The sequence below is a fragment of the Aliiruegeria lutimaris genome (genome assembly GCF_900099935.1).
GTDB classification, from domain to species: domain Bacteria; phylum Pseudomonadota; class Alphaproteobacteria; order Rhodobacterales; family Rhodobacteraceae; genus Tropicimonas; species Tropicimonas lutimaris.
In genome coordinates, this window is sequence record NZ_FNEK01000026.1 from 41,775 (window position 1) to 63,506 (window position 21,732).

Sequence of the window (21,732 nt, forward strand, 5' to 3'; positions counted from 1 at the left end):
GGATCAGAATTCGAGCGCCGGGCAGGTGTTGTCGGCCATGTAGTCATGCACGGAAAGCTCGCCCGAGGCGATCTTCTCGGCGGCCATGTCCGCGGCTTCCTTCCAGTTGGCGTCGACGATGTTGGCGTTGTTCTCGTCCATGGCGAAGCCCACGCCCTGGTTGGAGACGCCCATGACCACGATGCCAGTCTCGAAGCCGGGGCCGTCATCGAAGGCCTTCTCGACCGCGTTGTCGACACGCTTGACCATCGAGGTCAGAACCTTGCCCGGATGCAGGTGGTTCTGGTTGCTGTCCACGCCGATCGACAGGATTTCCGCATCGGCAGCGGCCTGAAGCACGCCCACGCCGGTGCCGCCGGCGGCGGCAAAGACGACGTCCGCGCCCTGGCTGATCTGTGCCTTGGTAAGTTCGGAGCCCTTCACCGGGTCATTCCAGGCGGCGGGGGTGGTGCCGGTCATGTTGGAGATGATCTTGGCATCCGGGTTCACCGCCTTGACTCCCTCGGCATAGCCGCAGGCGAATTTGCGGATCAGCGGGATGTCCATGCCGCCGATGAAGCCGACCGTGCCGGACTTGGAGGCATTGGCGGCCAGCATGCCGACCAGATAGGAGCCCTCATGCTCGGAGAAGACCACCGAGCGCACGTTCGGCTGGTCCACGACCATGTCGATGATGGCGAAGGAGGTGTCGGGGTAGTCCGGGGCGACCTCGGCGAGGACGTTGCCGAAGGCGAAGCCGGTCATGACCACCGGGTTGGAACCCGACTCGGCCAGACGGCGCAGCGCTTGCTCCCGCTGGGCTTCGGACTGCATCTCGATTTCCCGGAAGGTGCCGCCGGTCTTGTCGGCCCAACGCTTGGCACCGGTATAGGCGGATTCGTTGAACGACTTGTCGAACTTGCCGCCAAGGTCGAAAATGATTGCCGGTTCGGCCGAGGCGATGCCGGCCGTAAGGGCCAGGGCGGCAGCCGCGCCGAGGATGCTCCGCATAATTGTCATGAATACTCTCCCGGTTGGGTTTGTTTTGGGCAGCGGGCCGAGGACGGCCCGGATCGTCGGAACGATCGGATCTCGTGTCGGATCACACGGGAATAAGGCCGCAGCCACGCAAAGGGGTCAACCGGTTTTTACGCTTGTGGCAACCGTATTTCGGGCGCGCGTGCGGGAGACAGCCCTTGGTTTTCAGGGTTGCATCTCGAAACGCGCGTCGCGCGCCGCGTTATGACGCGGCGGAAGCGACACCATCCCGGGGCGACGATGTGTCGAGCCGGCGGCTGAAGACGAGCGCGTCGATCCGCTTTCCGTCCGGGGAGCGGTAATAGCCCCTGCGTCGGCCTACCTGGGCGTAGCCGCAGCTTTCATACAGCGCGCGCGCGGCGTCGTTTTCGGCGCTGACTTCGAGAAAGCTGGTTGTTGCGCCACGAATGCGGGCTTCGGCCTCGTAGGCGTGCATGAGTTGCCGGCCATGTCCGGCGCGTTGCCGGTCTGGGTCCACGGCGATGGTCAGCAATTCTGCCTCGTCCAGCATGATCCGCCCGAGCGCGAAGCCCGCGTCACGGGCGCAGAGGAAAACGCCGGCAGATTGCTGGAAGGCCGCGAATTCTTCCTCTGACCATGGGCGGGGCGTTTTGAAGCAGAGCGTGTGAAGCGCGGCCAGCGCGGCGGGGGTCATGGCAGGATCACCGGGGGCGGGTCCGATGGGGGCGCGGCATCGGCCGTGCGCACGTAAAGTGGCGCGGGCCGCTCGGTGGGCGCTCCATGTTCCTCAAGGCGGTTCCGGGCGATTCGGGCAATCCGGCCGGGGATATCCTCCAGCGCAGCCGGCATGGCGATGCCTCCCGTCTGCGCGGCAATCTCCTTGGCGAGATGCCCGGTGACCGTGGTGCCGCTTGATATGCCGAGATCGGGCGGAAGGTCCGAGAGTGCAGCGAGGCGCGGCTTGCCGGCGGGACGGCCATCGCGGAAAAGTTGCAGATAGACCTGCTCGCGCGGGGCGGGAAGGCTGACCAGCAACGTCCGGGCCGTGTTGCCATGAGCCATGATCTCGAAATTCGACACACCCACGGCGGGAATGCCGAGCGCGAGCGCCAGCCCACGCGCCGCGGACACCGAAATTCGAATGCCGGTGAAATTGCCCGGCCCGATGCCGACGGCCAGCGCGTCCAGATCGGACCAGCCAAGGTCGCGCCCGGCCAGCGTCTCTTCCAGAAGCGGCATCAGCGCTTCGGCCTGCCCGCGCTTCATCTCCACGACGCGCGCGCCATGAACGCAGTCACCCTGAAGCAGCGCGGTGGCGCAATGCGGGCCGGACGTGTCGAAGGCAAGGATGTTGGCAAATGTCATTCAGCAGGCTTTCACCGCGAGATTATGGCTTGGAGCGCTCGGTTTGGAAGCCAAAAGGCGCTGCCTCGCATGTGCAGCGCCCCGTGTTTCTTTTGCCGCCGGTCACCGTCGAGCCGTTCCCGTGCAATGCCAGTGCCTTGCGCCCGTCAGACGGCGACGGGACGGACTTCGAGCACTTCCGGGATGTAATGGCGCAGCAGGTTCTCGATGCCCATCTTGAGCGTCAGCGTCGAGGAGGGGCAGCCCGCGCAGGCGCCCTGCATGTGCAGGTAGACCACGCCACGGTCGAAACCGTGGAAGGTGATGTCGCCGCCATCCTGCGCAACCGCGGGACGTACACGCGTATCCAGCAGCTCCTTGATCTGGTTCACGATCTCGGAATCCTCGCCCTCATGCTCGGCATGTCCGCCCGAGGCGGGGGCGCCGTCATCGGCGATGGTCGGCTGGCCGGACTGGAAATGCTCCATGATCGCACCGAGGATCGCCGGCTTCACATGTTCCCACTCCACCGTTTCGGCCTTGGTCACCGTCACGAAGTCATTGCCGAAAAACACGCCCGTCACGCCATTCACGGCAAAGACACGGGCCGCCAGCGGCGAACGCTCGGCCGCGGTGGCGTTCGGGAAATCGGCGGTGCCGGTTTCCAGCACGGTCTGGCCGGGAAGGAATTTGAGGGTCGCCGGGTTCGGCGTGGATTCGGTCTGAATGAACATGGGGCATGCCTCTTTGGCGGGATGGACGGTATATGCGCCTTACGCGGGCCCGTGTCAATGAGTTGGAATCGTTCTAAACTGAGGCGCGGTACCTTGCGCTTCAGGTGATCGCGTCCAGTTGCTCCTTGGACAGGCTTCCCGGCACGATGGTGACGGGGACGGGCAGCGTGCCCGAATTCTTGGTCAACTGGGTGACCAGCGGGCCAGGGCCGCCTTTCCCGGTGGCCGCGCCCAACACGAGAACGCCGATATCGGGATCCTCGCGGATCTGGGTCAGCAATTCCGGTACCGGCTCACCCTCCCGGATCACCAGATGCGGGTCCACTCCCTGGCGGTCGCGCATCCACTTGGCGAAAACCTCGAAATGCGCTTCGATCCGTTCTCGGGCCTCCGCGCGCATGATGTCGCCAACCCCGATCCAGTGGTTGAACTCTTCCGGCGGGATGATCGACAGGATCTCGACGCCACCGCCGGTATTGGCCGCGCGCATCGCCGCGTACCGCATGGCGTTCAGGCATTCACGACTGTCATCCAGCACCACAAGGAACTTGCGCATTGGGTCTCCTCCTTAGCGCCGTGAGCATTCCGGCCCCGTCTCGGCAATCTGCCTGCGCCCGACGCACAGGGCAAGCAGAACCGGCGCGGCGATTGGTCGGCCGGGAGTGTCTACTTCGCGGACAGGGCCCAATCCCAGTAGAGTTCCCGTGCGCGGCGGGTGACGGGACCTTCCTGGTAGGTCACCTCGTCAAAGGCGGTCACCGGGGTGATCTTGCTCATGTTGCCGCTCAGGAAGACCTCGTCGGCATCTTCGAAATCCTCGAAGGTCAGGACCGTCTCGACCACTTCGACACCATCCGCCCGCAGGTTGGCGATATGCCGCGACCGGGTGATGCCCGCGAGGAAGGTGCCGTTGGCGATCGGGGTGAAGGCGACGCCGTCCTTGACCATGAAGGCGTTCGCGGTGGCGGATTCGGCGACATTGCCCATCGCGTCGGCCACCAGCGCGTTGCCAAATCCCTTGGACATCGCCTCGGCCAGCATCCGGGCGTTGTTCGGATAGAGGCAGCCCGCCTTGGCATTGCAGACCGAGGAATCCAGAGTCGGTCGGCGGAACCGGGTACGGGTGAGCGTGGTCGAGGCCGTGGGAGCCGCCATGGGGATCTCTTCAAGGCAGATCGCGAAGCCGGTGACGCCCGGCTTCGGCATGACACCGGTGTGGCCGCCATCAATCCCCCAATACATCGGCCGGATATAGACGGCCTGATCCTTGGAATAGGCCTTTAGCCCTTCGCGCACGATCTCGACCATGTCTTCGGCGGAAACAGTCGGCGTGATCATAAGCGCTTCGGCGGAGCGGTTGATGCGGGCGCAATGGGCCTCCAGATCGGGCGTAACGCCCTCGAAATACCGCGCGCCGTCAAAAACGGATGTACCGAGCCAGGAGCCATGATCGGCCGCGCGCATCACGGGGACGTCGCCATCATGCCAGCTGCCTTCGAAATATGTCCGGATATTCGTACCGACCGCCATCTGGGGATTCCTTCTAACTCAGCCGGCGCGAGACTAGGAGGCTCGGCCGGAAGGGTCCAGCCCCACCGGGTGCGGCATCGCCTCCGGCCCCGGGGGCTGGACCGAAGGCGCGCCAAATGGCGCAACAGACCGTTACCGCCCGCCGGATAGCCCATGCGGAGGGGTGTTTTCCGGGCATGAGACTGCTGGGAAAATTTCCGGACCGGCTGGCAATCCGTGCACCCTATTGAACGCCGTTGACGGTGCGGATGCCGTGACACGGGAGGATGACAGTTCAGCGTTGTTTCGATGAAGTTCTGGCGAAAGCGCTTCGCGGCTATCGCTGCCGCATCGTCTGTACGAGAGCGGTCCAGCCGCCCGGCTGCAACACGACCGAGAGGACGAAGCCGGTGAAGAAGCCGGCCAGCTCTGCCACCCAATCCTTGTTCGCGCCGAAGATCAGCCCGAAGAGCAGCTGGATCCCCATGAGAAACCCGATCAGCCGAAAGGCCTGAAGTTGATTCTCACCGTTGCGGCCGTATCCGACCCAGAGAATGAAGGTGAAGGCACCGATCAACCCGTAAGCGCCGGGATATCCGCCGAAAAGCGGCTGGGTCGTGCTGAGCAGCAGCCCATAGGCCAGCGCGCCGACAATCCCCGAGGCGAGAAAGATCACCAGAACCGTCCACTGGCGGAAGGTCTCGCCCACCATCTTGCCAAGCGCGAGCACGAAGACGCAGACCATCACCATGTGTGTGAAGGAGCCATGCACGAAGAGATAGGTCACGAAGCGCTTTACATGCTCGATCGGCCAGCGGTGGGTCTCGATCATCCATTTGAAGATCTCGCCGGAGAAGGCGTAATCCTGGATCGCAAAAATGCGCCAGTCCTCGCCGCCACGCGTGCCGGCAATCAGCCCGGATTTGGACAGGTAGAACAGCACTTCGATGCCGAAGAGAACGGCCACCAGCGCCACCACGACGGGCGGGATGGAGTTGAATGGGCTGTCATGTGGTTCTGCCTGCATGGCTGCCTCCGGTTGACGCGATATGCGGGCATGGGTAAGCGGTCCCAGCCCGAATATCCAGCCGGAGTCTGTTATGTCCGAAGCTTCCAAGTTCACACCTCGCGTCTTTTCCGGGATCAAGCCCTCCGGGGGGCTGACGCTCGGCAACTATCTCGGCGCCATCAAGCGGTTCGTGGACTGGCAGGATGCCGGCACGCACGAAACGATCTATTGCGTGGTGGACCTGCATGCGATCACCGTCTGGCAGGAGCCGGCAGTGCTGCATGCGGCCACGCGGGAAGTGGCCGCTGGCTTCATCGCCTCAGGTATCGACCCTGTGAAATCGATCCTGTTCAACCAGAGCCAGGTTTCGGCCCATGCAGAGCTTGGCTGGATCTTCAGCTGTGTCGCGCGCGTGGGCTGGATGAACCGCATGACGCAGTTCAAGGACAAGGCAGGGGCCAATGCCGAGAAGGTCTCTCTTGGCCTTTATGCCTATCCGGCGCTGATGGCCTCGGATATCCTGCTCTACCACGCCACGCATGTGCCCGTAGGCGAGGACCAAAAGCAGCACGTCGAGCTGACCCGCGATATCGCCCAGAAGTTCAACCATGACTACAAGGTCGATTTCTTCCCGGAGACGGCACCGGTGATCGAAGGCCCGGCGACCCGGGTGATGAACTTGCGCGACGGCACCAAGAAGATGTCCAAGTCCGGCGAGTCGGACATGGAGCGCATCAACATGACCGACGATGCAGCGACGATCGCGAAGAAGTTCAAGAAAGCCCGTACCGATCCGGAGCCCTTGCCCGAGACGCTGGACGGGCTGAAGGATCGTCCCGAGGCGAAAAACCTCGTCGATATCTATGCGGGCTTGTCGGGGCTGAGCGCCGAGCAGGTGATAACGGAATATGCGGGCGCTGGCTGGGGCAAGTTCAAGCCCGCCCTGGCGGAATTGGCTGTCGAGAAACTCGGGCCGATTTCGACCGAAATGGCGCGCCTTATGGCCGATCCGGCCGAGATCGATCGCATTCTTGCCCATGGCGCCGACCAGGCGCGCGAGATCGCCCAGCCCATCCTGGACGAAACCTATCGAATCGTGGGCATGGTCGGTCGCTGAGGCGGCGCTTTCCTGTAAACGGCGCGATTCGCATCGTGCAGAGATCAAACGGGGGGATTTGCCCCCCGCGCTCTTGCGAGCGCTCCCCCAGCGCTCCCCCCAGGATATTTTGGGAAAGATGATGGACATGACTGTCTGGTTTCATCTTTCCCAAAATACCTCCGCCGGAGGCTCGATCCCAAGGATCGTTCACGCGCGCGGAGCGCGCGCCCTTGAACGGCTGCCAGATCTACAGAACGGGAAGCTGCTCACTCCGTTCGGGCGCTTCGCCTCATCGAACGCTTGATCTCGCCCAGGCTCGCGGCGCCGATGAGCTGTGCGGCGCTAAAATAACTCACGATTCCTGCGACTATGAGCACGGTCAACGCTCCGAAACGCAGGTGCCGTTGATAGAGTGCGTCTCCGAGTAATGCCTCGGTCCCCAGAAGCACCGCTCCCATGATTGCCGACGACAAGATGATCCGCAGCGCTCGCCGTTTCAGGCGCGCGTCGATCTGCACGGCGTCACCCATGCCGCGAGAGCCGCGCCACAGAAGCACAACCATCGCCCAGCCGGCCAGGGTCGTCGCCCAGGCGGCTGCGTAAAATCCGATCACAAACGAGCCACCGATGGCGATTGCCGCGTTGATGACCATCGCGACCACTGCGTAGTGGAAGGGCGTCTTCGTGTCGTGGCGGGCGAAATAGAGCGGCTGCAGGACTTTTTGCAGCACGAATGCCGGCAGGCCAGCCCCGTAAATGGCCGTGATTTCGGCGGTACGGCTGGCGGCCTGGGCGGAGAAGGCGCCGCGCTGGTAGAGCACCGACACGATGGGATCCGCAATCAGGATGAGTGCCGCGGCGGCCGGGACCGTGAGCAGCAGCGCAAATTCGGTCGCGCGGTTGAAAGCGTACCGGCCCCCATCCGTGTCTTCGGCCGCGAGACGGCGCGACAGGTCGGGCAACAGCACAACGCCGATGGCGATGGCAACCACGCCGAGGGGCAATTGATAGAGCCGGTCGGCGAGATTGAGATACTGGATCGCACCTTCGAAATAGGACGCGACCTGGCGACCGACGAGCAGGTTGATCTGGACGACGCCCCCCGCGAGCATGGCCGGCAGGGCGATGGTGGCCAGTTTGCGCATGTCCGGCGTCAGGCGCGGCCTGCGCATCACCAGCCGGAAACCGGCTCGTGATGCCGCAATCCAGACCAGGGCGAGTTGAGCGACACCTGCCACCGGCACGGCCCAGATCAGCCATGTGCCGAAATCGCCGCCGACGATACTGGCGGTGAACATTGCGCTCACCAGGATGATGTTCAGAAGGACGGGGGCCGCCGCCGCCGCCACGAACCGACCCGTCGCGTTCAGCACGCCCGAGCAGAGCGCCGCGAGTGAGATGAAGAGGATATAGGGAAAGGCGATGCGGCCGAATTCGACCGCCATGTCGAAGCGCCCATCCGCCCGGAAGCCGGAGGCCATGGCCAGCACCAGCCACGGCATGGCAATCTGCGCCAGCAAGGTGAACAGGATCAGAACCGAGGCCAGCCCGGCAAAAGCATCATTGGCAAAGCCCTTCGGGTCATCGTCACTTTCCAGTTTCTTGGAGAAGAGCGGCACGAAGGCCATGTTGAACGCCCCTTCAGCAAAGAAGCGGCGGAACATGTTGGGCAGGCTGAAGGCGACGATGAAGGCTTCGGCCACCGGCCCGTCGCCGAACCGTGCAGCGATGGCGATATCGCGCACGAAACCGAGGATCCGCGACATGAGCGTCCAGAAGCCCACCGTCAGGAATCCCGCCATCAGGCGGATGGGTTTCATTCGACCCTGGCCCTCTCAGCACCGCGTTCGATCGCGGTGATCAGCTTCTTCTCAAGCGAGCGTTGCTTGGATTCCGAGTAGATTTTCAATCCGAACATGTCCTTGACATAGAAGGTATCGACCACCTGTGCGCCATAGGTCGCGATCTGCGCCGAGGCGATGTAGATATGGGCATTGGCCAGCGTACGCGTGAGGTCGTAGAGCAGTCCGGGCCGGTCGCGCGTATCGACCTCGATCAACGTGTAGATCTCGGAGCCGTCATTGTCGAAATGCACCGAGGTCGGGAAGCGGAAATCGCGTTCGCGTTTCTTCTGCTTGTCCCGCTTGACCAGCGCATCGCGCGCGATGACCTCGCCCTTGAGCGTCTTGTCGATCATCTGGCTCAGGCGCGGCAGGCGGGCGGCCTCATAGGGCGCCCCGTCGCCATCCTGTATCCAGAACACCGCGGTGGCATAGCCGTCCTTGGAGGTATAGGTCCGCGCATCGACGACATTGGCCCCCACAAGCGCCAGCGCGCCGGCGAGCCGCGAGAAGATGCCTGGATGATCGACCAGCGCGAAGCAGGCGCGCGTCGCATCGCGGTCGGGCTCCGGGGTGAGGTCGATGCGGATCTCGTCGTCGCCCAGCCCCCGGAGCAGCTTGGCCAGGCTGATATGCGTTTCCTTCGGCATGCCCTGCCAATAGGGCGAGTAATGCCGCGCGATCTCGGCGTCGATCTCCTCTGGAGGCCAGTCGGCAAGGGTCACGCGCAACGCCGCCTGCGCCTCTTCGCCGATATTGTCACGGTTGAGATCTTCCAGGCCGCTTTTCAGTGCATTGGCCGTCTGGCGGTGCAAGGTTCGCAGAAGCTGCGCCTTCCAGTTGTTCCAGACATGCGGGCCGACGCCGCGAATGTCGCAGACGGTCAACACGGTCAGCAGGTCGAGCCGCTTGCGTGTTTTCACCGCCTTGGCAAAATCCGAGACGGTTCGCGGGTCCGAGATGTCGCGTTTCTGGGCCATATCCGACATCACCAGATGCATCCGGACCAGCCACTCCACCGTTGCCACTTCTTCTTCGGAAAGTCCCAGTCGCTGGCAGACCGGACGTGCAATGCGCGCGCCCAGAATGGAGTGATCCTCTTGCCGGCCTTTTCCAATATCGTGAAGCAGAACAGCCAGATAGATGACGCGCCTGTTGATCCCCTTCTTCAGGATGCGTGAGGCCACAGGGAGTTCTTCGACCAACTCTCCGTGTTCGATTTGTGCAAGCACCCGGATGCATTGGATCGTGTGCTCGTCCACCGTGTACGCGTGGTAGAAGTTGAACTGCATCATCGCCAGGATGGGTTCGAATTCCGGCAGGAAGGCGGCGAGCACGCCCAGCTCGTTCATGCGGCGCAAGGCCCGTTCCGGGTTGCCGTGATCGAGCATCAGCCGCAGGAAGATCTCTGCCGCTTCCTTGTTTCGGCGCATATCGGCATCGATGATATGCAGATTGGCCGAGACCAGCCGCATCGCGTCCGGGTGGATCAGCGTATCGATGCGCAGCGCTTCGTCGAACAGGCGCAGTATGTTCAGGTTGTCGGCAAGGAATGCCTCGTCATCGGCAATGCCAAGCCGCCCGCCCTTCATGACGAAGCCGTCGCTGATCTTCTTGCGACGTCGGAAGATGCCGGCCAGAATCGGCTCGCGCTTGGCGTGCTGCTCCTCGAGCTTGGTCAGGAAGATCCGCGTCAGCTCGCCCACACGGGTCGCGTGGCGGAAATAGTCCTGCATGAAATGCTCGACCGCCCGGCGTCCGGAATGGTCCGAGTAGCCCAGCCGTTCAGCCACGGGGACCTGCATGTCGAAGGTCAGCTGTTCGGCCGGACGCCCGGCGATCAGGTGCAGATGCGCGCGGGCAGCCCAGAGGAAGGTTTCGGCCTGTTCGAAGGCCCAGAATTCCTCGGGCGTGAAGACGCCACTCTCCACCAGTTCTTCGACTCGGTTCACGTCATGGACGTATTTCGCGATCCAGAAGAGCGATTGCAGGTCGCGCAGCCCGCCCTTGCCCTCCTTGATGTTGGGTTCCAGCATGTAGCGCTGGCCGCCCTGTTTCTTGTGGCGCTCCGAGCGTTCTTGCAGCTTGGCCTCGACAAATTCCTTGTTCGAGGTGCGGAACAGCTCTTTCTTGAGCCGAGCGGTGAGCTTCTCGGTCAATTCCGGGTCGCCATCGACATGCCGCATCTCCAGCAGCGACGTGCGGATGGTAAAATCTTCCTTGCCCAGCTTCATGCATTCGCGGATCGTGCGGGTCGAGTGGCCGACTTTCAGCCGCAAATCCCACAGGATATAGAGCATCTCCTCGACGATGCTCTCGATCCGCTGGGTGAGCTTTTCCTCGGAGAGAAACAGCAGGTCCACATCCGAATGGGGCGCCATCTCGGCACGGCCATAGCCGCCGACGGCAATCACGGCCATATGCTGGTCGGAGGCGTCAGCCCCCCCTTCCACCAGCAGGAACTTGGCCGTCCAGAAGGCGGAGCGCACGAGGCAATCGGTCAGCCAGGCATAGGAATGCACCAGCGGGCGCGCCGCGCGCGGCGAATTGTTGAACGCCACCTCGATGGCGGCGCGGCCACGCGCCATTTCCTCGGCGAGCACCTTGGTGGCGCGCGCACGCCGCCCGGTGCCTACGTCGCCACTGACGGCGGCGGCGAGGCGCTCGGACAAGCCCTTGCTATCGAAAATCGCATCCGGCGGGCAGATGAGATCTGTGGGGGGCGGCGGCGTTTCAGGGCCGCGCTCCAGCTCAGAAGCCGAAGCCGCCGAAGCTCTTGGGGGCAGGGTCAATGACAGTCACTCGGTTATTCTGGATCTGACCCACGGCCAGGCCACGTTGGTTGGTGCCATCGGGACGAAGGCGGAAGATGCCGCTGACACCGACGAAACCCGATCCTTGCGTCAGGGCTGCACGGGTCAGAGCGTCGGATTTGCCCTTGCCGACAAGTGCGCCAATGGCGGCGATGCCGTCATAGGCGAGGCCGGCCAGCGGGTGCGGGGAGCTGCCATAGGCGCTGGCATAGCGGCTGTTGAAATTGTTGTTCAGCGCCGGGTCGGGCAGGGCGAGCCATGCGCCTTGCAGGCCGGGCTGCGACAGCGCCTCGGACGGAATGTCGAGACGGGCGAGGCCTATGAACTGGTTCGAGGCGGGCGAAACGCCATTCTCGGGCAGCATCTGCGCCAGGAAGGGCATCGCGCCGGCATTGTCGGACGTGAAGAAGACCGATTGCGCGCCGGTGGACTGGACCTGGGCGGCAATCGTCGGAATGGCCGAGACGATACCTTGCTGGGAGAGCTCAAAGGAGGCGTTGCCGGCCAGCGAGGCCCGGCTGCCCGAGATTGCCCGGACGATCGCGTCGCGTCCGATCTCTTCGGCGGTGGACTGGGCGTTGATGACGAAGATCTTGCCCTTGCCCTTGGAGGCGGCATAGCTCACCAGCCGGTCGGCGGTGTTGTCGAACGTATTGCCCAGCACGAAGACATTGCCGCCGGCAATCGAGGCGTTGTTCGAGAAGGAGAGCACGTTCAGGCCGCGGCTTGCCACGGCGTGGCCGGCGGCGTTGGCGGCTTCGGAATAGAGCGGGCCGAGCAGGATCTTGGCGCCATCTTCGGCGGCCTGGTTGGCGGCACCGGATGCACCGCCGGCGCTGCCTCCAGTGGGATAGACACGCAGGTCGATATTCACGCCCTGCAGGTCCGCAATGGCCAGACGGGCGGCGTTTTCAAGGCTGCGCGAGACGACCGCGTCGCCGCCCTCTCCTCCCGGAACCAGCAGTGCGACCGGAACCGCGGCGCCGGCATCGATGGATGGACCGTTGCTTGCGGTGCTCGTCGGCTCGCAGGCGCTCAAAAGCAGTGCGGCGGCAATGGCAAGGCCGCGTCCCGGTAGCGATTTGGGGAGTTTCAATGCGGAAAACATGGGTTAAATCTCGCTCTTCCATATCTGGCCGGGTATTGGGAAAGGCAGCCCCCCGGGCGCGGACGACCCTATGACGAGGAAGGCGGCAAGTAAATGACCGAGGTTGCGGCGAAGACCCTGTTTCGCGAGCTTCCGCTGGAGGCGGGTCTCTACTTCGTGGCGACGCCTATCGGCAATGCACGCGATATCACTTTGCGGGCGCTGGATATACTGGCCTCCGCCGATGTAATCGCCGCCGAGGACACGCGGACGACGCGGCACCTGATGGACATCCATGGCGTACCGCTTCGCGGACGGCCGATGGTCGCCTATCACGACCACAATGGTGCCAGCGCCCGCCCGCGGCTGATCGCGGCGATGGAGGCGGGCAAATCGGTTGCCTATGCGTCCGAGGCCGGGATGCCGCTCGTCGCCGATCCGGGCTACCAGCTCGGGGCTGCGGCCATTGCGGCGGGGCTGGCGGTAACCTGTGCGCCGGGACCTTCGGCGCCGCTGGCGGCGCTGGCGCTGTCGGGCCTGCCGAGCGACCGTTTTCTCTTTGCCGGCTTCCCGCCCGCTTCGGGGGGCGCGCGCAAGAAATGGCTCGCTAGCCTTGCCGCGTCGGACGCCACGTTGCTGATCTTCGAATCGCCTCGCCGGATCGCGCGCCTGGTCGGCGAGATGGCCGGGAGTTTTGGTCCGGACCGTAGGGCGGTGATCTGCCGAGAGCTGACCAAGCGTTTCGAGGAGGCGCTGCGGGGCACGCTGTCCGAGCTGGCCGAGATGCTTGAGACGCGCCAGCTCAAGGGCGAGATCGTGCTGGTGGTGGACCGCGCTGGCGAGACGCAAGTGGACGAGGCCGACATGGAGGAGGCGCTGCGTGCGGCCCTCGAGGAGATGCCGGTGAAGCAGGCCGCAGCCGAGATCGCGGAGCGTTTCGGCGCCCGCAAGCGGGATGTCTACCAATTTGCACTGTCGTTGAAGGATAGTGAATGACGGGCGCGCGCTCCTACCACGCAGGTCTTGCCGCCGAGCAGATCGTCGCGCGCTATTACCGGGAGCGGGGCCTGGTGCTGCGTGAACAGCGCTGGCGCGGGGCAGCGGGAGAGGTGGACGTGATCTTTGCCGAAGGCGCGGGGCTTGTCTTTGTCGAGGTCAAGGCCTCTGACAATTTCGAGAGCGCCGCCGCGCATCTCGGCCCGCGGCAGATGGAACGCATTTATGCCGCCGCAGGCGAATACCTGGGGCAAATGCCACTCGGGCAGGCCACCGAGACCCGTTTCGACGTGGCCTTGGTGGATGGCGCGGGGCGGGTGGAGATCCTGGAAGCCGCCTTTGGACTCTGACGGGGCGGTTGCCACCGACGGGCAAAAGGGCAATGAAGGGTCAAACCGTTCAAGGAGCCCCCATGCCCCTCAAGATCGCCTTCCAGATGGACCCGATCACCGCTGTCAATATCAACGCCGACAGCACCTTCCGCCTCGCCGAGGAGGCCCAGGCCCGCGGCCACGAGATGTGCTTCTATACCGTCGACAACATGAGCTGGCGCGATGGCAAGGTGATTGCCCGTGCGCAGAAATTCGAAGTGCGCCGCGTTCAGGGCGACCATGTCACGCTGGAGGCGGAGGCCGAGCTGGACCTGTCGGAGATGGATGTAGTCTGGCTGCGCCAGGACCCGCCCTTCGACATGGGCTACATCACCAATACCCACCTGCTGGAATTCCTGATGCCGGAGGTGCTGGTGGTGAACGACCCGTTCTGGGTGCGCAACTACCCCGAGAAGCTGCTGGTGCTGCGCTTCCCGGAGCTGATCCCGCCGACCATGATCGCCCGCAACCTTCAGGATCTGAAGGATTTCAAGCACAAGCATGGCGACATCATCCTCAAGCCGCTCTACGGCAATGGCGGCGCGGGCGTCTTCCGGCTCGACCCGAAAGATCGCAACCTCGCCTCGCTGCACGAGCTTTTCGCCGGTTTCAGCCGCGAGCCGCTGATCGCGCAGAAATTCATCCCCGACGTGTCCAATGGCGACAAGCGGGTGATCCTCGTCGATGGTGAGGCGGTGGGCGCGATCAACCGGGTGCCGGCGGAGGGTGAGACGCGCTCCAACATGCATGTGGGGGGCCGACCCGAAAAGATCGGGTTGAGCGCGCGCGACAAGGAGATCTGTGCCGCCATCGGCCCGCTCCTGCGCGAAAAGGGGCAGGTCTTTGTCGGAATCGACGTGATCGGCAATTACCTCACCGAGATCAACGTGACGTCGCCCACCGGCATTCAGGAACTGGAGCGGTTTGACGGTATCAACGTGGCCGAGAAGATATGGCAGGTGATCGAGGCGAAACGGGGCCTCTGAGCCTCCGTCTAAGGGTGCTCAACCGCGTGCTGCGTCTCGTGGCGCGGCCGCGGTTGCAGGCGACCGAAACGCCGGAGGAGGCCGACGAGGATCTCGCACGCTTCGCCCGGTTTCTGGCACGTCGGCCGCCATATCTGTTGCGGCTGGTCTCGAAAGGACGGCCGGATATTCACTGGATCACCGCCGGGCCAGTCGCGCCCCGCGGGGTGATCCTGCATTTCCACGGCGGTGCATATATTGCGGGCAGCCCCGTCACCCATGCCGGTATGCTGGGACAGATCTCCCGCCTCAGTGGGCTGAGGGTAGCCGCGCCTGCATTTCGTCTCGCACCGGCCCATCGCGCCCCCGCGCAATTCGAGGACGCGCTGGATGCACATGCAAGGCTGCTGGCCATCGGCTACCGCCCGGACGAGATCATCCTTGGCGGCGACAGCTCTGGCGGCGGCATCGCCTTGGCGCTCCTCGCCGAACTGTGTCGAAGGGGGCAGCCGCCCGCCGGGCTCTATGCGTTATCGCCCTGGGTTGATCTTACTCTCTCTGGCGAGAGCCTGCGCCGCAATGCCGAGCGCGATCCGCTTCTGCCGGTGTCACGGAGCGAGGATGCGCGTGGCTACGCGCTCGGCCAATTCCCTGCCGACGATCCGCGCGTTTCGCCTCTCTGGGCCGCGTTCGATGCGCCACCGCCTGTCTGCCTGCATGTGGGCACGACCGAGATCCTGCTGGACGATTCGCTGCGCATGGCGGCGCATCTGCGGGCCTGCGGTGGTACGGTGTGCCTGCGGGAGTGGCCGGAGGCGCCGCATGTGCTGGCCATGTTCGACGGATATGTGCCCGAGGCGCGCAAGGCACTCGAAGAGGTCGCCCATTTCATTCGAGCGCTCGGTGGCGTGAGGCGGGCAGGGGGTGTCAGTTCTGTGAACCGATAGCGATGCGGAAACTGACGGCCTCGGCGACGTGGGTCCGACGGACGTCTGGACTGCCTTCCAGATCGGCAATCGTGCGCGCGACGCGCAAGACGCGGTGATACCCGCGCGCGGTCAGCCCGATCTTGTCCGCCACCTTCTGCAACAGGGCACGCCCCTCGGAATCCGGGGTGGCGATCTCTTCCAGCAGGGCGCCGTCGGCATCGGCATTCACGCGGATTTCCGGGTGTCCGGCAAAACGATCCGCCTGCCGGGCGCGCGCCTGCGCCACCCGCGTTGCAATCTCGCGGGAGCCTTCGCCCGCCGGGGGCAGGTCAAGATCGGTAAAAGCAACCGGGGGCACTTCGATGCGCAGATCGATCCGGTCCATCAGCGGGCCGGAGATCCGCCCGAGATAGTCCTCGCCACAAACGGGTGCGCGCGAACAGGCGCGCGACGGGTCTGCAAGATCACCGCAGCGGCACGGATTGGCCGCCGCGATCAGCAGGAACCGGCAGGGATAGCGCACATGCGCGTTGGCCCGCGCGACCACGACCTCGCCGGTCTCGATCGGCTGGCGCAGGGTTTCGAGAACCTGCCGGGGGAATTCCGGCAGCTCGTCCAGAAACAGCACCCCGTTATGGGCAAGCGAAATCTCCCCCGGTCGCGCGCCGCGCCCGCCGCCGACGATGGCGGCCATGGAGGCGGTGTGGTGCGGCTCCCGAAACGGCCGCTCCCGGCAGATGCCACCTTCCCTCAAAAGCCCGGAAAGCGAATGGACCATGGAAGTTTCCAGCGCTTCTTCCGGTGACAGCAGTGGCAGGATTCCCGGCATGCGCGCCGCCAGCATGGATTTGCCGGATCCGGGCGCGCCGACCATCAGCGCGTGATGCCGGCCGGCAGCAGCAATCTCCAGCGCGCGTTTCGCGCGTTCCTGCCCTTTGACCTCCCGGAAATCCCGGGTGCTGGACAGCGCAGGCAATTCCGCCGGCTGGGCCGGGCTGAGCGGTGTCTGGCCCGTGAAATGGGCAACCGCTGCGGCGAACGTGTCTGGCGCGATGACCTGTGTCGCCCCGACCCAGGCCGCTTCAGGCCCGCATTGCGGGGGGCAGAGCAGGGTGCGCCCATCCTCGGCGGCCGCCATGGCCGCGGGCAGGGCGCCCAGCACCGCGACCAGCCCGCCATCGAGCGACAGCTCCCCGAGCGCCACGCAGTGCTCCACGGCATCGGCGGGAACGATCTCCAGCGCGGCCAGCAGCGCCATGGCGATGGGCAGGTCGAAATGCGAGCCTTCCTTGGGCAGGTCCGCAGGCGAGAGGTTCAGCGTGATGCGCTTGGAGGGCAGCGCCACGGCCATGCTCTGCAATGCGGCGCGCACGCGCTCCCGCGCCTCGCTCACCGCCTTGTCCGGCAGCCCGACAATGGAAAAGGCGGGAAGGCCCGGAGAGACCGCGCATTGAACCTCGACGGGCCGCGCCTCGACCCCGTCAAAGGCCACCGTGTAGGCCCGTGCCACCATCTCTCGCCTCGCAAGTAACTATTTGTAAACGAAATCGGCGGTTTGGGTTGAGATTTCGTTAAGCCTTTCCTTCTAGACCGAACGTTGCCGCTCAACGGTCGCACAGAGAAACCTCGGATTTGATGAAAGCTTAACGCGATTTGGCCGATAACTTGCCACAAACCGAGTGCATCTGTTCGGAAAACAACACGAGCAGACTATGACTTACGTACTTGGAAAGCCATCCATCCTCCTTCAGGGCCTCGACGGGCACCCGCAAGCGGCGGCCGATAGCGATTACTCCGGTAAAAGGCTGTTCGACTTCCTGGCGGTCCTTGCTGTCATGCCTTTCCTTCTGGTGTTAATTGGCGTGCTTGCCTGTCTGGTCGCGCTGGATGGCGCGAACCCGTTCTTCCTGCAGCGGCGTGTCGGGCGCGATGGCAGCGTGTTCCAGATGATCAAGCTCAGGACGATGGTGCCGGATGCGCAGGCGCGGCTCGAAGAGTATCTGGCGGCCAACCCGAGCGCGCGCGTCGAATGGGATCTGTATCAGAAGCTCTCGCACGATCCGCGGATCACCCGGATCGGTCGCATCCTGCGCAAGACGTCGCTCGACGAATTGCCGCAATTATTCAATGTTTTCAGTGGGGACATGAGCCTTGTCGGGCCGCGCCCGATCATGGTCGAGCAGGCCGAGATCTATCCCGGCCGCGCCTATTACCGGATGCGCCCGGGAATCACCGGCCCCTGGCAGGTATCGGACCGCAACGCCGTCTCTTTCGTCGAGCGGGCGAAATACGACCTGCTCTACCTGCAACGGCAGTCCCTGCTGGTCGATCTCGGCTACATTTTCCGGACATTCGGCGCTGTGTGCCGCATGTCCGGTTGCTGAGAACCGCGCCTGTGAGATTTATCGGGCCAACAGGGCCATGACTTCCGGCCAGGCACCAGCATCCGCCACGACCTTGTCCCGACAGAACGAATTGCAGAAGCCGATAACCCGGCCTTCGATCTTGGCCAGATCCGTGACCGGCTTGCCCGAGAAGGGGCAGGCCGTGTTTTCGGCTGTGCCGTCCTCGATTGCCTCCGCGTTCAACGGTTTGGGGCCCGGCCAGTCGGCACGCGGGTAGTCGCGGTCGTACCAGGGAAGCCGCTCGCCCCGGAGTTGGCCAATCGCGCGCCAGCGGCGAAAGGCGGGGTCGGCCAGATGCGCATCGACATAAATGCGGGCGGATGGGGAAGCACTCAGCCCATATCCGGCGATTCGTGCAGCAACGGGCGCGAAAAAGGCATCGGCGATCGAATAGCCGCCACAAAGCCAGGGCTCGCTGCCGGGATGCTTCGAGCGCGCGTGGTCCCAGATCAGCTCAAGCCGGCGCAGATCCGCTTCGAGTGCCGGAGAACTCGGCGCTTCCGCATAGGCCGTGCGCAAGTGCATGGGGCATTCGTTGCGAAGCGTGCCGAAGCCCGCATGCATTTCCGCTGCGAGGCTGCGGGCCGTTGCCCGGGCCGAGGGATCGCTCGGCCATAGCCCGGCGTCGGGGTATCGGCTGGCGAGTTCTTCGGCGATCGCAAGCGATTCCCACAAGACGGCGCCGTCCGGCAGGCGGAGGGTGGGCACAGTGCGGGCCGGGGGGATGGGTTTCATCTGGTCCGCGACGGATCCGGACAGGAAATCGACCCAGATCGGTTCGTAATCGATACCGAATCGGTCAAACAGGAGCCAGGCCCGAAGGGACCAGCTGGAATAGGCGGGATCGCCAAAATATAATTCTTTGCTCATGGGGGCGACCGTAGGTAACCAATTTGACCTTGCCCAATGAAAGTTCGTGGAGTTAATAATCAAAAATTGTGATGATTGGCCTGCATTTCATTCAGGGATGTGATTTATTTCGCCCGGCCGCCACGACTTCCCGTCCCAGCTGACGCGCGTTACCGAGAGGTTGTCGATTCGCTGTTCCAGCACCTCGACCGCCGTGCAACCGCGCGCCCTCTGCAGCTGGCAGAGAATCGTGCCGAAATGGGCTACCGCGATGATGTCACCCGCTTCCCCGGTCAACCAGTCCACAGCGCGATTCACGCGCACCGAAAGCTCGTGCCAGCTTTCTCCGCCGGGCGGCTTCACATCGCCGGGCTGCTCCCAGTAGCGCCGGATCAGGCGCGGATCCTCTTCCTGGACCTCTTCGAATGTCCGTGCCTCCCAGGCACCGAAATGGATCTCCCGCAGGCCACGTTCATGCGGCAGGCGCGGGCGGCTTGACTGAATGGCGTCGGCGGTTTTGATCGCACGGGTCAGGTCGGAGGAAATGACCGGCGCATCGGCCGGCAGGAAGTCGCGCAGCCGCGCCAACGCCAACGTGTCGGAAAGATCCGCCGGAACATCCGTCCAGCCATTCATGTCGCGCCGATGTGTCGGACCATGGCGCACCCACCACCAGTTCACCATGTCATATCCTCCGGAAGGGATCCCTTGAGTGCCATCGGTAGCCCGGCCATGACCGCCACGACCAACCCGGCTTTCGCCGCGATCTGTCGGTTCAACCGCCCTTGCAAGTCGCGAAAACGGCGGGAGAGCGGGGTGTCGGGGACGATTCCCTGCCCGACCTCGTTGGAAACAACGACCACGGGCGAGGCGCAGCTTTCCAGCGCAGCAATCAGCGCGTCGAACTCCGTTTCCGGATCGACCTCGGCCAGTAGGCGGTTGCTCAGCCACATCGTGGCACAGTCCAGCAAGATGATACGCCCGGAGGGCTGGTCGGACAGCGTTTCGGCAAGCTTGTGCGGCGCCTCCACCGTGTTCCAGCCCGTACCGCGCATCGCGCGATGGGCCGCGATCTTGGCCTCCATCTCGGCGTCGAAGGCCTGCGAGGTGGCAAGATAGATCCTTTCCAGACCCGAGAAGCGGACAAGCCCCTCCGCAAAGGCGGATTTTCCCGAGCTGGCGCCCCCGAGAACCAAGGTGATCTGTGATGTCATCGGCCCTCTGTCTCCAGCTCATCCGCCGTGCACGCATTGCCTATCAGAGGATGGACGCGGAGCGAAAGCCCTTCGCCCACGAAGAATGCACGCGCATTTGACTGGAGCGAATCTATGGGCCGTGTAGAAATCCGGGGATGAAAAACTGGTCATATCTTCCCGCCCTCTGTCTCGCCGGTGCCGTTCACGCCGGCGAATTGCCCGATATTTCCGCTTTCGATCCGGGCGATGCCGCGATCGTTCTGCTGGGCGAAGTGCATGACAACCCCGCGCAGCACGCCAACCAGGCAGCCGCCGTGGCCACCATCGCACCTTCCGCGCTTGTGTTCGAAATGCTGACCGCCGAGCAGGCCGAGACCGCGAACAACACGGATCGGAGCGATCGCGCGGTATTGGAAGAAGCGCTGGACTGGAAACATTCCAGCTGGCCGGATTTCGAGTTGTATCACCCGATTTTCCTGGCCGCCCCGGACGCTCGCATCTACGGCGCGGCGGTCGCCCGCGAGGAACTGATGGCGGCGATGACCGAGGGTGTCGCTGAGGTGTTCGGAGAGGCGGCGGAACAGTATGGCCTCGCGCCGCTGCCGGAGGAAATCCAGGCCACGCGAGAAGCCTTCCAGCTCGAAGCGCATTGCAACGCGCTGCCCGGGGAAATGCTGGCCGGAATGGTGGATGCGCAGCGCCTGCGCGATGCCCGGTTCAGTCAGACAACGCTTGCGGCACTCAGGGAGACCGGTGGCCCTGTCGTTGTGATCACGGGCAATGGGCATGCGCGGCGCGACTGGGGGATGCCGGTCTATCTTGCGGCGGCGGCGCCCGATGTCGTCGTGCGCACGCTGGGGCAGTTCGAACTTTCCGCGCCCGAAGGTGCGGTTCCGCATGATTTCTGGCTTCTTACCGAGGAAGCGGAACGCGAGGACCCCTGCGCGGTGTTCGAGAAAAAGTCGTCCAACTGACGCCGGTCAGTCGAAATCCGTCGGCCGGCCGGGCTCGTGAAAATGGCGCAGCGCGCGGGCGACATCCGCGGGATTGCTGCGACCAAGGGACATTTCCGGCAGCTCCCCCGGGTCAAAGAATTCGGCTTCGGAGGTTTCGGGGCCGGGAGCCGGTTCTTCCGGTGCGAGCGGATCGCAAAGGAAGAAGAACTTGTAGAAATCCCGGAAATCCGGCTCTCCGGGCTGTTTCGCCCGGTGGCGCAGGCAATAGAGCTTGCGCGCAAGCACCCTTAGACTCGCTTCCTCCATGGTCTCCTTCACAGCAACCTCGGAAGCGGTGAGGCCGATATCGGCGAAACCGCCCGGCATGGTCCATTTGCCGTCCGAGATCTCCCGCACCAGCAGGATCCGGCCATCGCGAAACACGGCGGCGCGGATGTCGATCTTGGGCGTGGCATAGCCTTCGTGCACCTCGGGCAACCCACCAAGATGCTTTAGCGGAATCTGGCCGAGCCGCGCGATCATCTCCCGCGCGATCAGGTCGATCTCCTCGAAGCGCTCGCGGTCATAGGGCCGGGGCTGGTAATGCAACCCAGTGGCGGCCAGTGCCTGCAGGCGTTTGGCATAGGTCAGCCAGCTATCTTCCATTAGCGT

The 21,732-nt window shown here is 64.0% G+C and carries 22 protein-coding genes; 7 read left to right on the plus strand and 15 right to left on the minus strand.

Annotated features, from left to right (window positions below):
* Positions 1–3: 3 nt before the first annotated feature.
* The 7 genes from BLR85_RS13655 to BLR85_RS13685 form a co-directional block, all read right to left on the minus strand.
* Positions 4–999 carry a BMP family lipoprotein gene (locus BLR85_RS13655; RefSeq protein ID WP_093156865.1) on the minus strand — a complete coding sequence of 332 codons (996 nt, stop codon included), beginning with the start codon at positions 997–999 and terminating at the stop codon, positions 4–6.
* 220 nt (positions 1,000–1,219) lie between these two features.
* On the minus strand, positions 1,220–1,672 hold the full coding sequence (rimI, locus tag BLR85_RS13660; RefSeq protein WP_093156867.1) for a ribosomal protein S18-alanine N-acetyltransferase: 453 nt from the start codon (positions 1,670–1,672) through the stop codon (positions 1,220–1,222).
* A complete protein-coding gene (gene tsaB / locus BLR85_RS13665; protein ID WP_093156870.1) occupies positions 1,669–2,343 on the minus strand; it encodes a tRNA (adenosine(37)-N6)-threonylcarbamoyltransferase complex dimerization subunit type 1 TsaB in 675 nt (224 codons plus the stop codon). Before tsaB ends, rimI begins: the two co-directional genes overlap by 4 nt.
* Before the next feature lie 146 nt (positions 2,344–2,489).
* Complete coding sequence (locus BLR85_RS13670) at positions 2,490–3,056, minus strand: NifU family protein (RefSeq protein ID WP_093156872.1); 567 nt, start codon at positions 3,054–3,056, stop codon at positions 2,490–2,492.
* Positions 3,057–3,156: 100 nt separating this feature from the next.
* Positions 3,157–3,612 carry a universal stress protein gene (locus tag BLR85_RS13675; RefSeq protein ID WP_093156875.1) on the minus strand — a complete coding sequence of 152 codons (456 nt, stop codon included), beginning with the start codon at positions 3,610–3,612 and terminating at the stop codon, positions 3,157–3,159.
* Positions 3,613–3,722: 110 nt separating this feature from the next.
* Positions 3,723–4,586, minus strand: a complete 864-nt coding sequence (locus tag BLR85_RS13680) for a branched-chain amino acid aminotransferase (protein ID WP_093156877.1) — start codon at positions 4,584–4,586, stop codon at positions 3,723–3,725.
* A gap of 316 nt (positions 4,587–4,902) precedes the next feature.
* Positions 4,903–5,592, minus strand: coding sequence for a rhomboid family intramembrane serine protease (locus BLR85_RS13685; protein ID WP_093156879.1), 690 nt, complete (start codon positions 5,590–5,592; stop codon positions 4,903–4,905).
* Between the two features lie 73 nt (positions 5,593–5,665).
* Here BLR85_RS13685 and trpS point away from each other — a divergent pair, with 73 nt between their 5' ends.
* The gene (trpS, locus tag BLR85_RS13690) at positions 5,666–6,691 is read left to right on the plus strand and encodes a tryptophan--tRNA ligase (RefSeq protein WP_093156881.1); all 1,026 of its coding nucleotides are present in this window, start codon (positions 5,666–5,668) and stop codon (positions 6,689–6,691) included.
* Between the two features lie 248 nt (positions 6,692–6,939).
* Here trpS and murJ read toward each other — a convergent pair whose 3' ends face one another.
* The 3 genes from murJ to BLR85_RS13705 are packed head-to-tail and all read right to left on the minus strand — an operon-like array spanning position 6,940 to position 12,435.
* Positions 6,940–8,493 carry a murein biosynthesis integral membrane protein MurJ gene (gene murJ, locus BLR85_RS13695; protein WP_093156884.1) on the minus strand — a complete coding sequence of 518 codons (1,554 nt, stop codon included), beginning with the start codon at positions 8,491–8,493 and terminating at the stop codon, positions 6,940–6,942.
* Positions 8,490–11,306, minus strand: a complete 2,817-nt coding sequence (locus BLR85_RS13700) for a [protein-PII] uridylyltransferase (RefSeq protein ID WP_093156887.1) — start codon at positions 11,304–11,306, stop codon at positions 8,490–8,492. Before BLR85_RS13700 ends, murJ begins: the two co-directional genes overlap by 4 nt.
* Positions 11,266–12,435: a penicillin-binding protein activator gene (locus BLR85_RS13705; protein ID WP_093156890.1), complete on the minus strand. Its 1,170-nt coding sequence runs from the start codon at positions 12,433–12,435 to the stop codon at positions 11,266–11,268. The genes BLR85_RS13700 and BLR85_RS13705 overlap by 41 nt, the downstream gene beginning before the upstream one ends.
* Before the next feature lie 93 nt (positions 12,436–12,528).
* Between BLR85_RS13705 and rsmI the strand changes: the two genes are divergently transcribed.
* From rsmI to BLR85_RS13725, 4 genes are all read left to right on the plus strand, one after another.
* Entirely contained in the window at positions 12,529–13,410 is an 882-nt protein-coding gene (gene rsmI, locus BLR85_RS13710) for a 16S rRNA (cytidine(1402)-2'-O)-methyltransferase (protein WP_093156893.1), read from the plus strand.
* A complete protein-coding gene (locus tag BLR85_RS13715) occupies positions 13,407–13,760 on the plus strand; it encodes a YraN family protein (protein ID WP_093156896.1) in 354 nt (117 codons plus the stop codon). The genes rsmI and BLR85_RS13715 overlap by 4 nt, the downstream gene beginning before the upstream one ends.
* Positions 13,761–13,822: 62 nt before the next feature.
* Complete coding sequence (gene gshB / locus BLR85_RS13720) at positions 13,823–14,767, plus strand: glutathione synthase (protein WP_093156899.1); 945 nt, start codon at positions 13,823–13,825, stop codon at positions 14,765–14,767.
* Positions 14,734–15,693, plus strand: coding sequence for an alpha/beta hydrolase (locus tag BLR85_RS13725; protein WP_244520728.1), 960 nt, complete (start codon positions 14,734–14,736; stop codon positions 15,691–15,693). Before gshB ends, BLR85_RS13725 begins: the two co-directional genes overlap by 34 nt.
* Here BLR85_RS13725 and BLR85_RS13730 read toward each other — a convergent pair.
* The gene (locus BLR85_RS13730; RefSeq protein ID WP_093156902.1) at positions 15,674–17,188 is read right to left on the minus strand and encodes a YifB family Mg chelatase-like AAA ATPase; all 1,515 of its coding nucleotides are present in this window, start codon (positions 17,186–17,188) and stop codon (positions 15,674–15,676) included. The two genes, BLR85_RS13725 and BLR85_RS13730, sit on opposite strands and share 20 nt — an antisense overlap.
* Before the next feature lie 199 nt (positions 17,189–17,387).
* Between BLR85_RS13730 and BLR85_RS13735 the strand changes: the two genes are divergently transcribed.
* Positions 17,388–18,059, plus strand: coding sequence for a sugar transferase (locus tag BLR85_RS13735; RefSeq protein WP_093156903.1), 672 nt, complete (start codon positions 17,388–17,390; stop codon positions 18,057–18,059).
* An 18-nt stretch (positions 18,060–18,077) separates the two neighbouring features.
* Here the strand turns inward: BLR85_RS13735 and BLR85_RS13740 are convergent, their stop codons facing one another.
* The 3 genes from BLR85_RS13740 to cobU form a co-directional block, all read right to left on the minus strand.
* Positions 18,078–18,950, minus strand: a complete 873-nt coding sequence (locus BLR85_RS13740; protein WP_093156906.1) for a glutathione S-transferase — start codon at positions 18,948–18,950, stop codon at positions 18,078–18,080.
* An 87-nt stretch (positions 18,951–19,037) separates the two neighbouring features.
* Complete coding sequence (locus tag BLR85_RS13745) at positions 19,038–19,613, minus strand: histidine phosphatase family protein (RefSeq protein WP_093156909.1); 576 nt, start codon at positions 19,611–19,613, stop codon at positions 19,038–19,040.
* On the minus strand, positions 19,607–20,143 hold the full coding sequence (cobU, locus tag BLR85_RS13750) for a bifunctional adenosylcobinamide kinase/adenosylcobinamide-phosphate guanylyltransferase (RefSeq protein ID WP_093156912.1): 537 nt from the start codon (positions 20,141–20,143) through the stop codon (positions 19,607–19,609). Before cobU ends, BLR85_RS13745 begins: the two co-directional genes overlap by 7 nt.
* Before the next feature lie 137 nt (positions 20,144–20,280).
* On the opposite strand from cobU, the gene BLR85_RS13755 reads away from it, so the two are divergent.
* On the plus strand, positions 20,281–21,099 hold the full coding sequence (locus BLR85_RS13755; protein WP_093156916.1) for a ChaN family lipoprotein: 819 nt from the start codon (positions 20,281–20,283) through the stop codon (positions 21,097–21,099).
* Positions 21,100–21,105: 6 nt separating this feature from the next.
* On the opposite strand, the gene BLR85_RS13760 is transcribed toward BLR85_RS13755, so the two are convergent.
* Entirely contained in the window at positions 21,106–21,726 is a 621-nt protein-coding gene (locus BLR85_RS13760) for an NUDIX hydrolase (protein WP_093156919.1), read from the minus strand.
* Between the last annotated feature and the right edge of the window lie 6 nt (positions 21,727–21,732).

Excerpts from the sequence above, each read along its gene's own strand:
- BLR85_RS13655 (WP_093156865.1), bottom strand. The coding sequence starts at position 999 with ATGACAATTATGCGGAGCATCCTCGGCGCGGCTGCCGCCCTGGCCCTT.
- rimI (WP_093156867.1), bottom strand. The coding sequence starts at position 1,672 with ATGACCCCCGCCGCGCTGGCCGCGCTTCACACGCTCTGCTTCAAAACG.
- tsaB (WP_093156870.1), bottom strand. The coding sequence starts at position 2,343 with ATGACATTTGCCAACATCCTTGCCTTCGACACGTCCGGCCCGCATTGC.
- BLR85_RS13670 (WP_093156872.1), bottom strand. The coding sequence starts at position 3,056 with ATGTTCATTCAGACCGAATCCACGCCGAACCCGGCGACCCTCAAATTC.
- BLR85_RS13675 (WP_093156875.1), bottom strand. The coding sequence starts at position 3,612 with ATGCGCAAGTTCCTTGTGGTGCTGGATGACAGTCGTGAATGCCTGAAC.
- BLR85_RS13680 (WP_093156877.1), bottom strand. The coding sequence starts at position 4,586 with ATGGCGGTCGGTACGAATATCCGGACATATTTCGAAGGCAGCTGGCAT.
- BLR85_RS13685 (WP_093156879.1), bottom strand. The coding sequence starts at position 5,592 with ATGCAGGCAGAACCACATGACAGCCCATTCAACTCCATCCCGCCCGTC.
- trpS (WP_093156881.1), top strand. The coding sequence starts at position 5,666 with ATGTCCGAAGCTTCCAAGTTCACACCTCGCGTCTTTTCCGGGATCAAG.
- murJ (WP_093156884.1), bottom strand. The coding sequence starts at position 8,493 with ATGAAACCCATCCGCCTGATGGCGGGATTCCTGACGGTGGGCTTCTGG.
- BLR85_RS13705 (WP_093156890.1), bottom strand. The coding sequence starts at position 12,435 with ATGTTTTCCGCATTGAAACTCCCCAAATCGCTACCGGGACGCGGCCTT.
- rsmI (WP_093156893.1), top strand. The coding sequence starts at position 12,529 with ATGACCGAGGTTGCGGCGAAGACCCTGTTTCGCGAGCTTCCGCTGGAG.
- BLR85_RS13715 (WP_093156896.1), top strand. The coding sequence starts at position 13,407 with ATGACGGGCGCGCGCTCCTACCACGCAGGTCTTGCCGCCGAGCAGATC.
- gshB (WP_093156899.1), top strand. The coding sequence starts at position 13,823 with ATGCCCCTCAAGATCGCCTTCCAGATGGACCCGATCACCGCTGTCAAT.
- BLR85_RS13725 (WP_244520728.1), top strand. The coding sequence starts at position 14,734 with ATGGCAGGTGATCGAGGCGAAACGGGGCCTCTGAGCCTCCGTCTAAGG.
- BLR85_RS13730 (WP_093156902.1), bottom strand. The coding sequence starts at position 17,188 with ATGGTGGCACGGGCCTACACGGTGGCCTTTGACGGGGTCGAGGCGCGG.
- BLR85_RS13735 (WP_093156903.1), top strand. The coding sequence starts at position 17,388 with ATGACTTACGTACTTGGAAAGCCATCCATCCTCCTTCAGGGCCTCGAC.
- BLR85_RS13740 (WP_093156906.1), bottom strand. The coding sequence starts at position 18,950 with ATGAGCAAAGAATTATATTTTGGCGATCCCGCCTATTCCAGCTGGTCC.
- BLR85_RS13745 (WP_093156909.1), bottom strand. The coding sequence starts at position 19,613 with ATGGTGAACTGGTGGTGGGTGCGCCATGGTCCGACACATCGGCGCGAC.
- cobU (WP_093156912.1), bottom strand. The coding sequence starts at position 20,143 with ATGACATCACAGATCACCTTGGTTCTCGGGGGCGCCAGCTCGGGAAAA.
- BLR85_RS13755 (WP_093156916.1), top strand. The coding sequence starts at position 20,281 with ATGAAAAACTGGTCATATCTTCCCGCCCTCTGTCTCGCCGGTGCCGTT.
- BLR85_RS13760 (WP_093156919.1), bottom strand. The coding sequence starts at position 21,726 with ATGGAAGATAGCTGGCTGACCTATGCCAAACGCCTGCAGGCACTGGCC.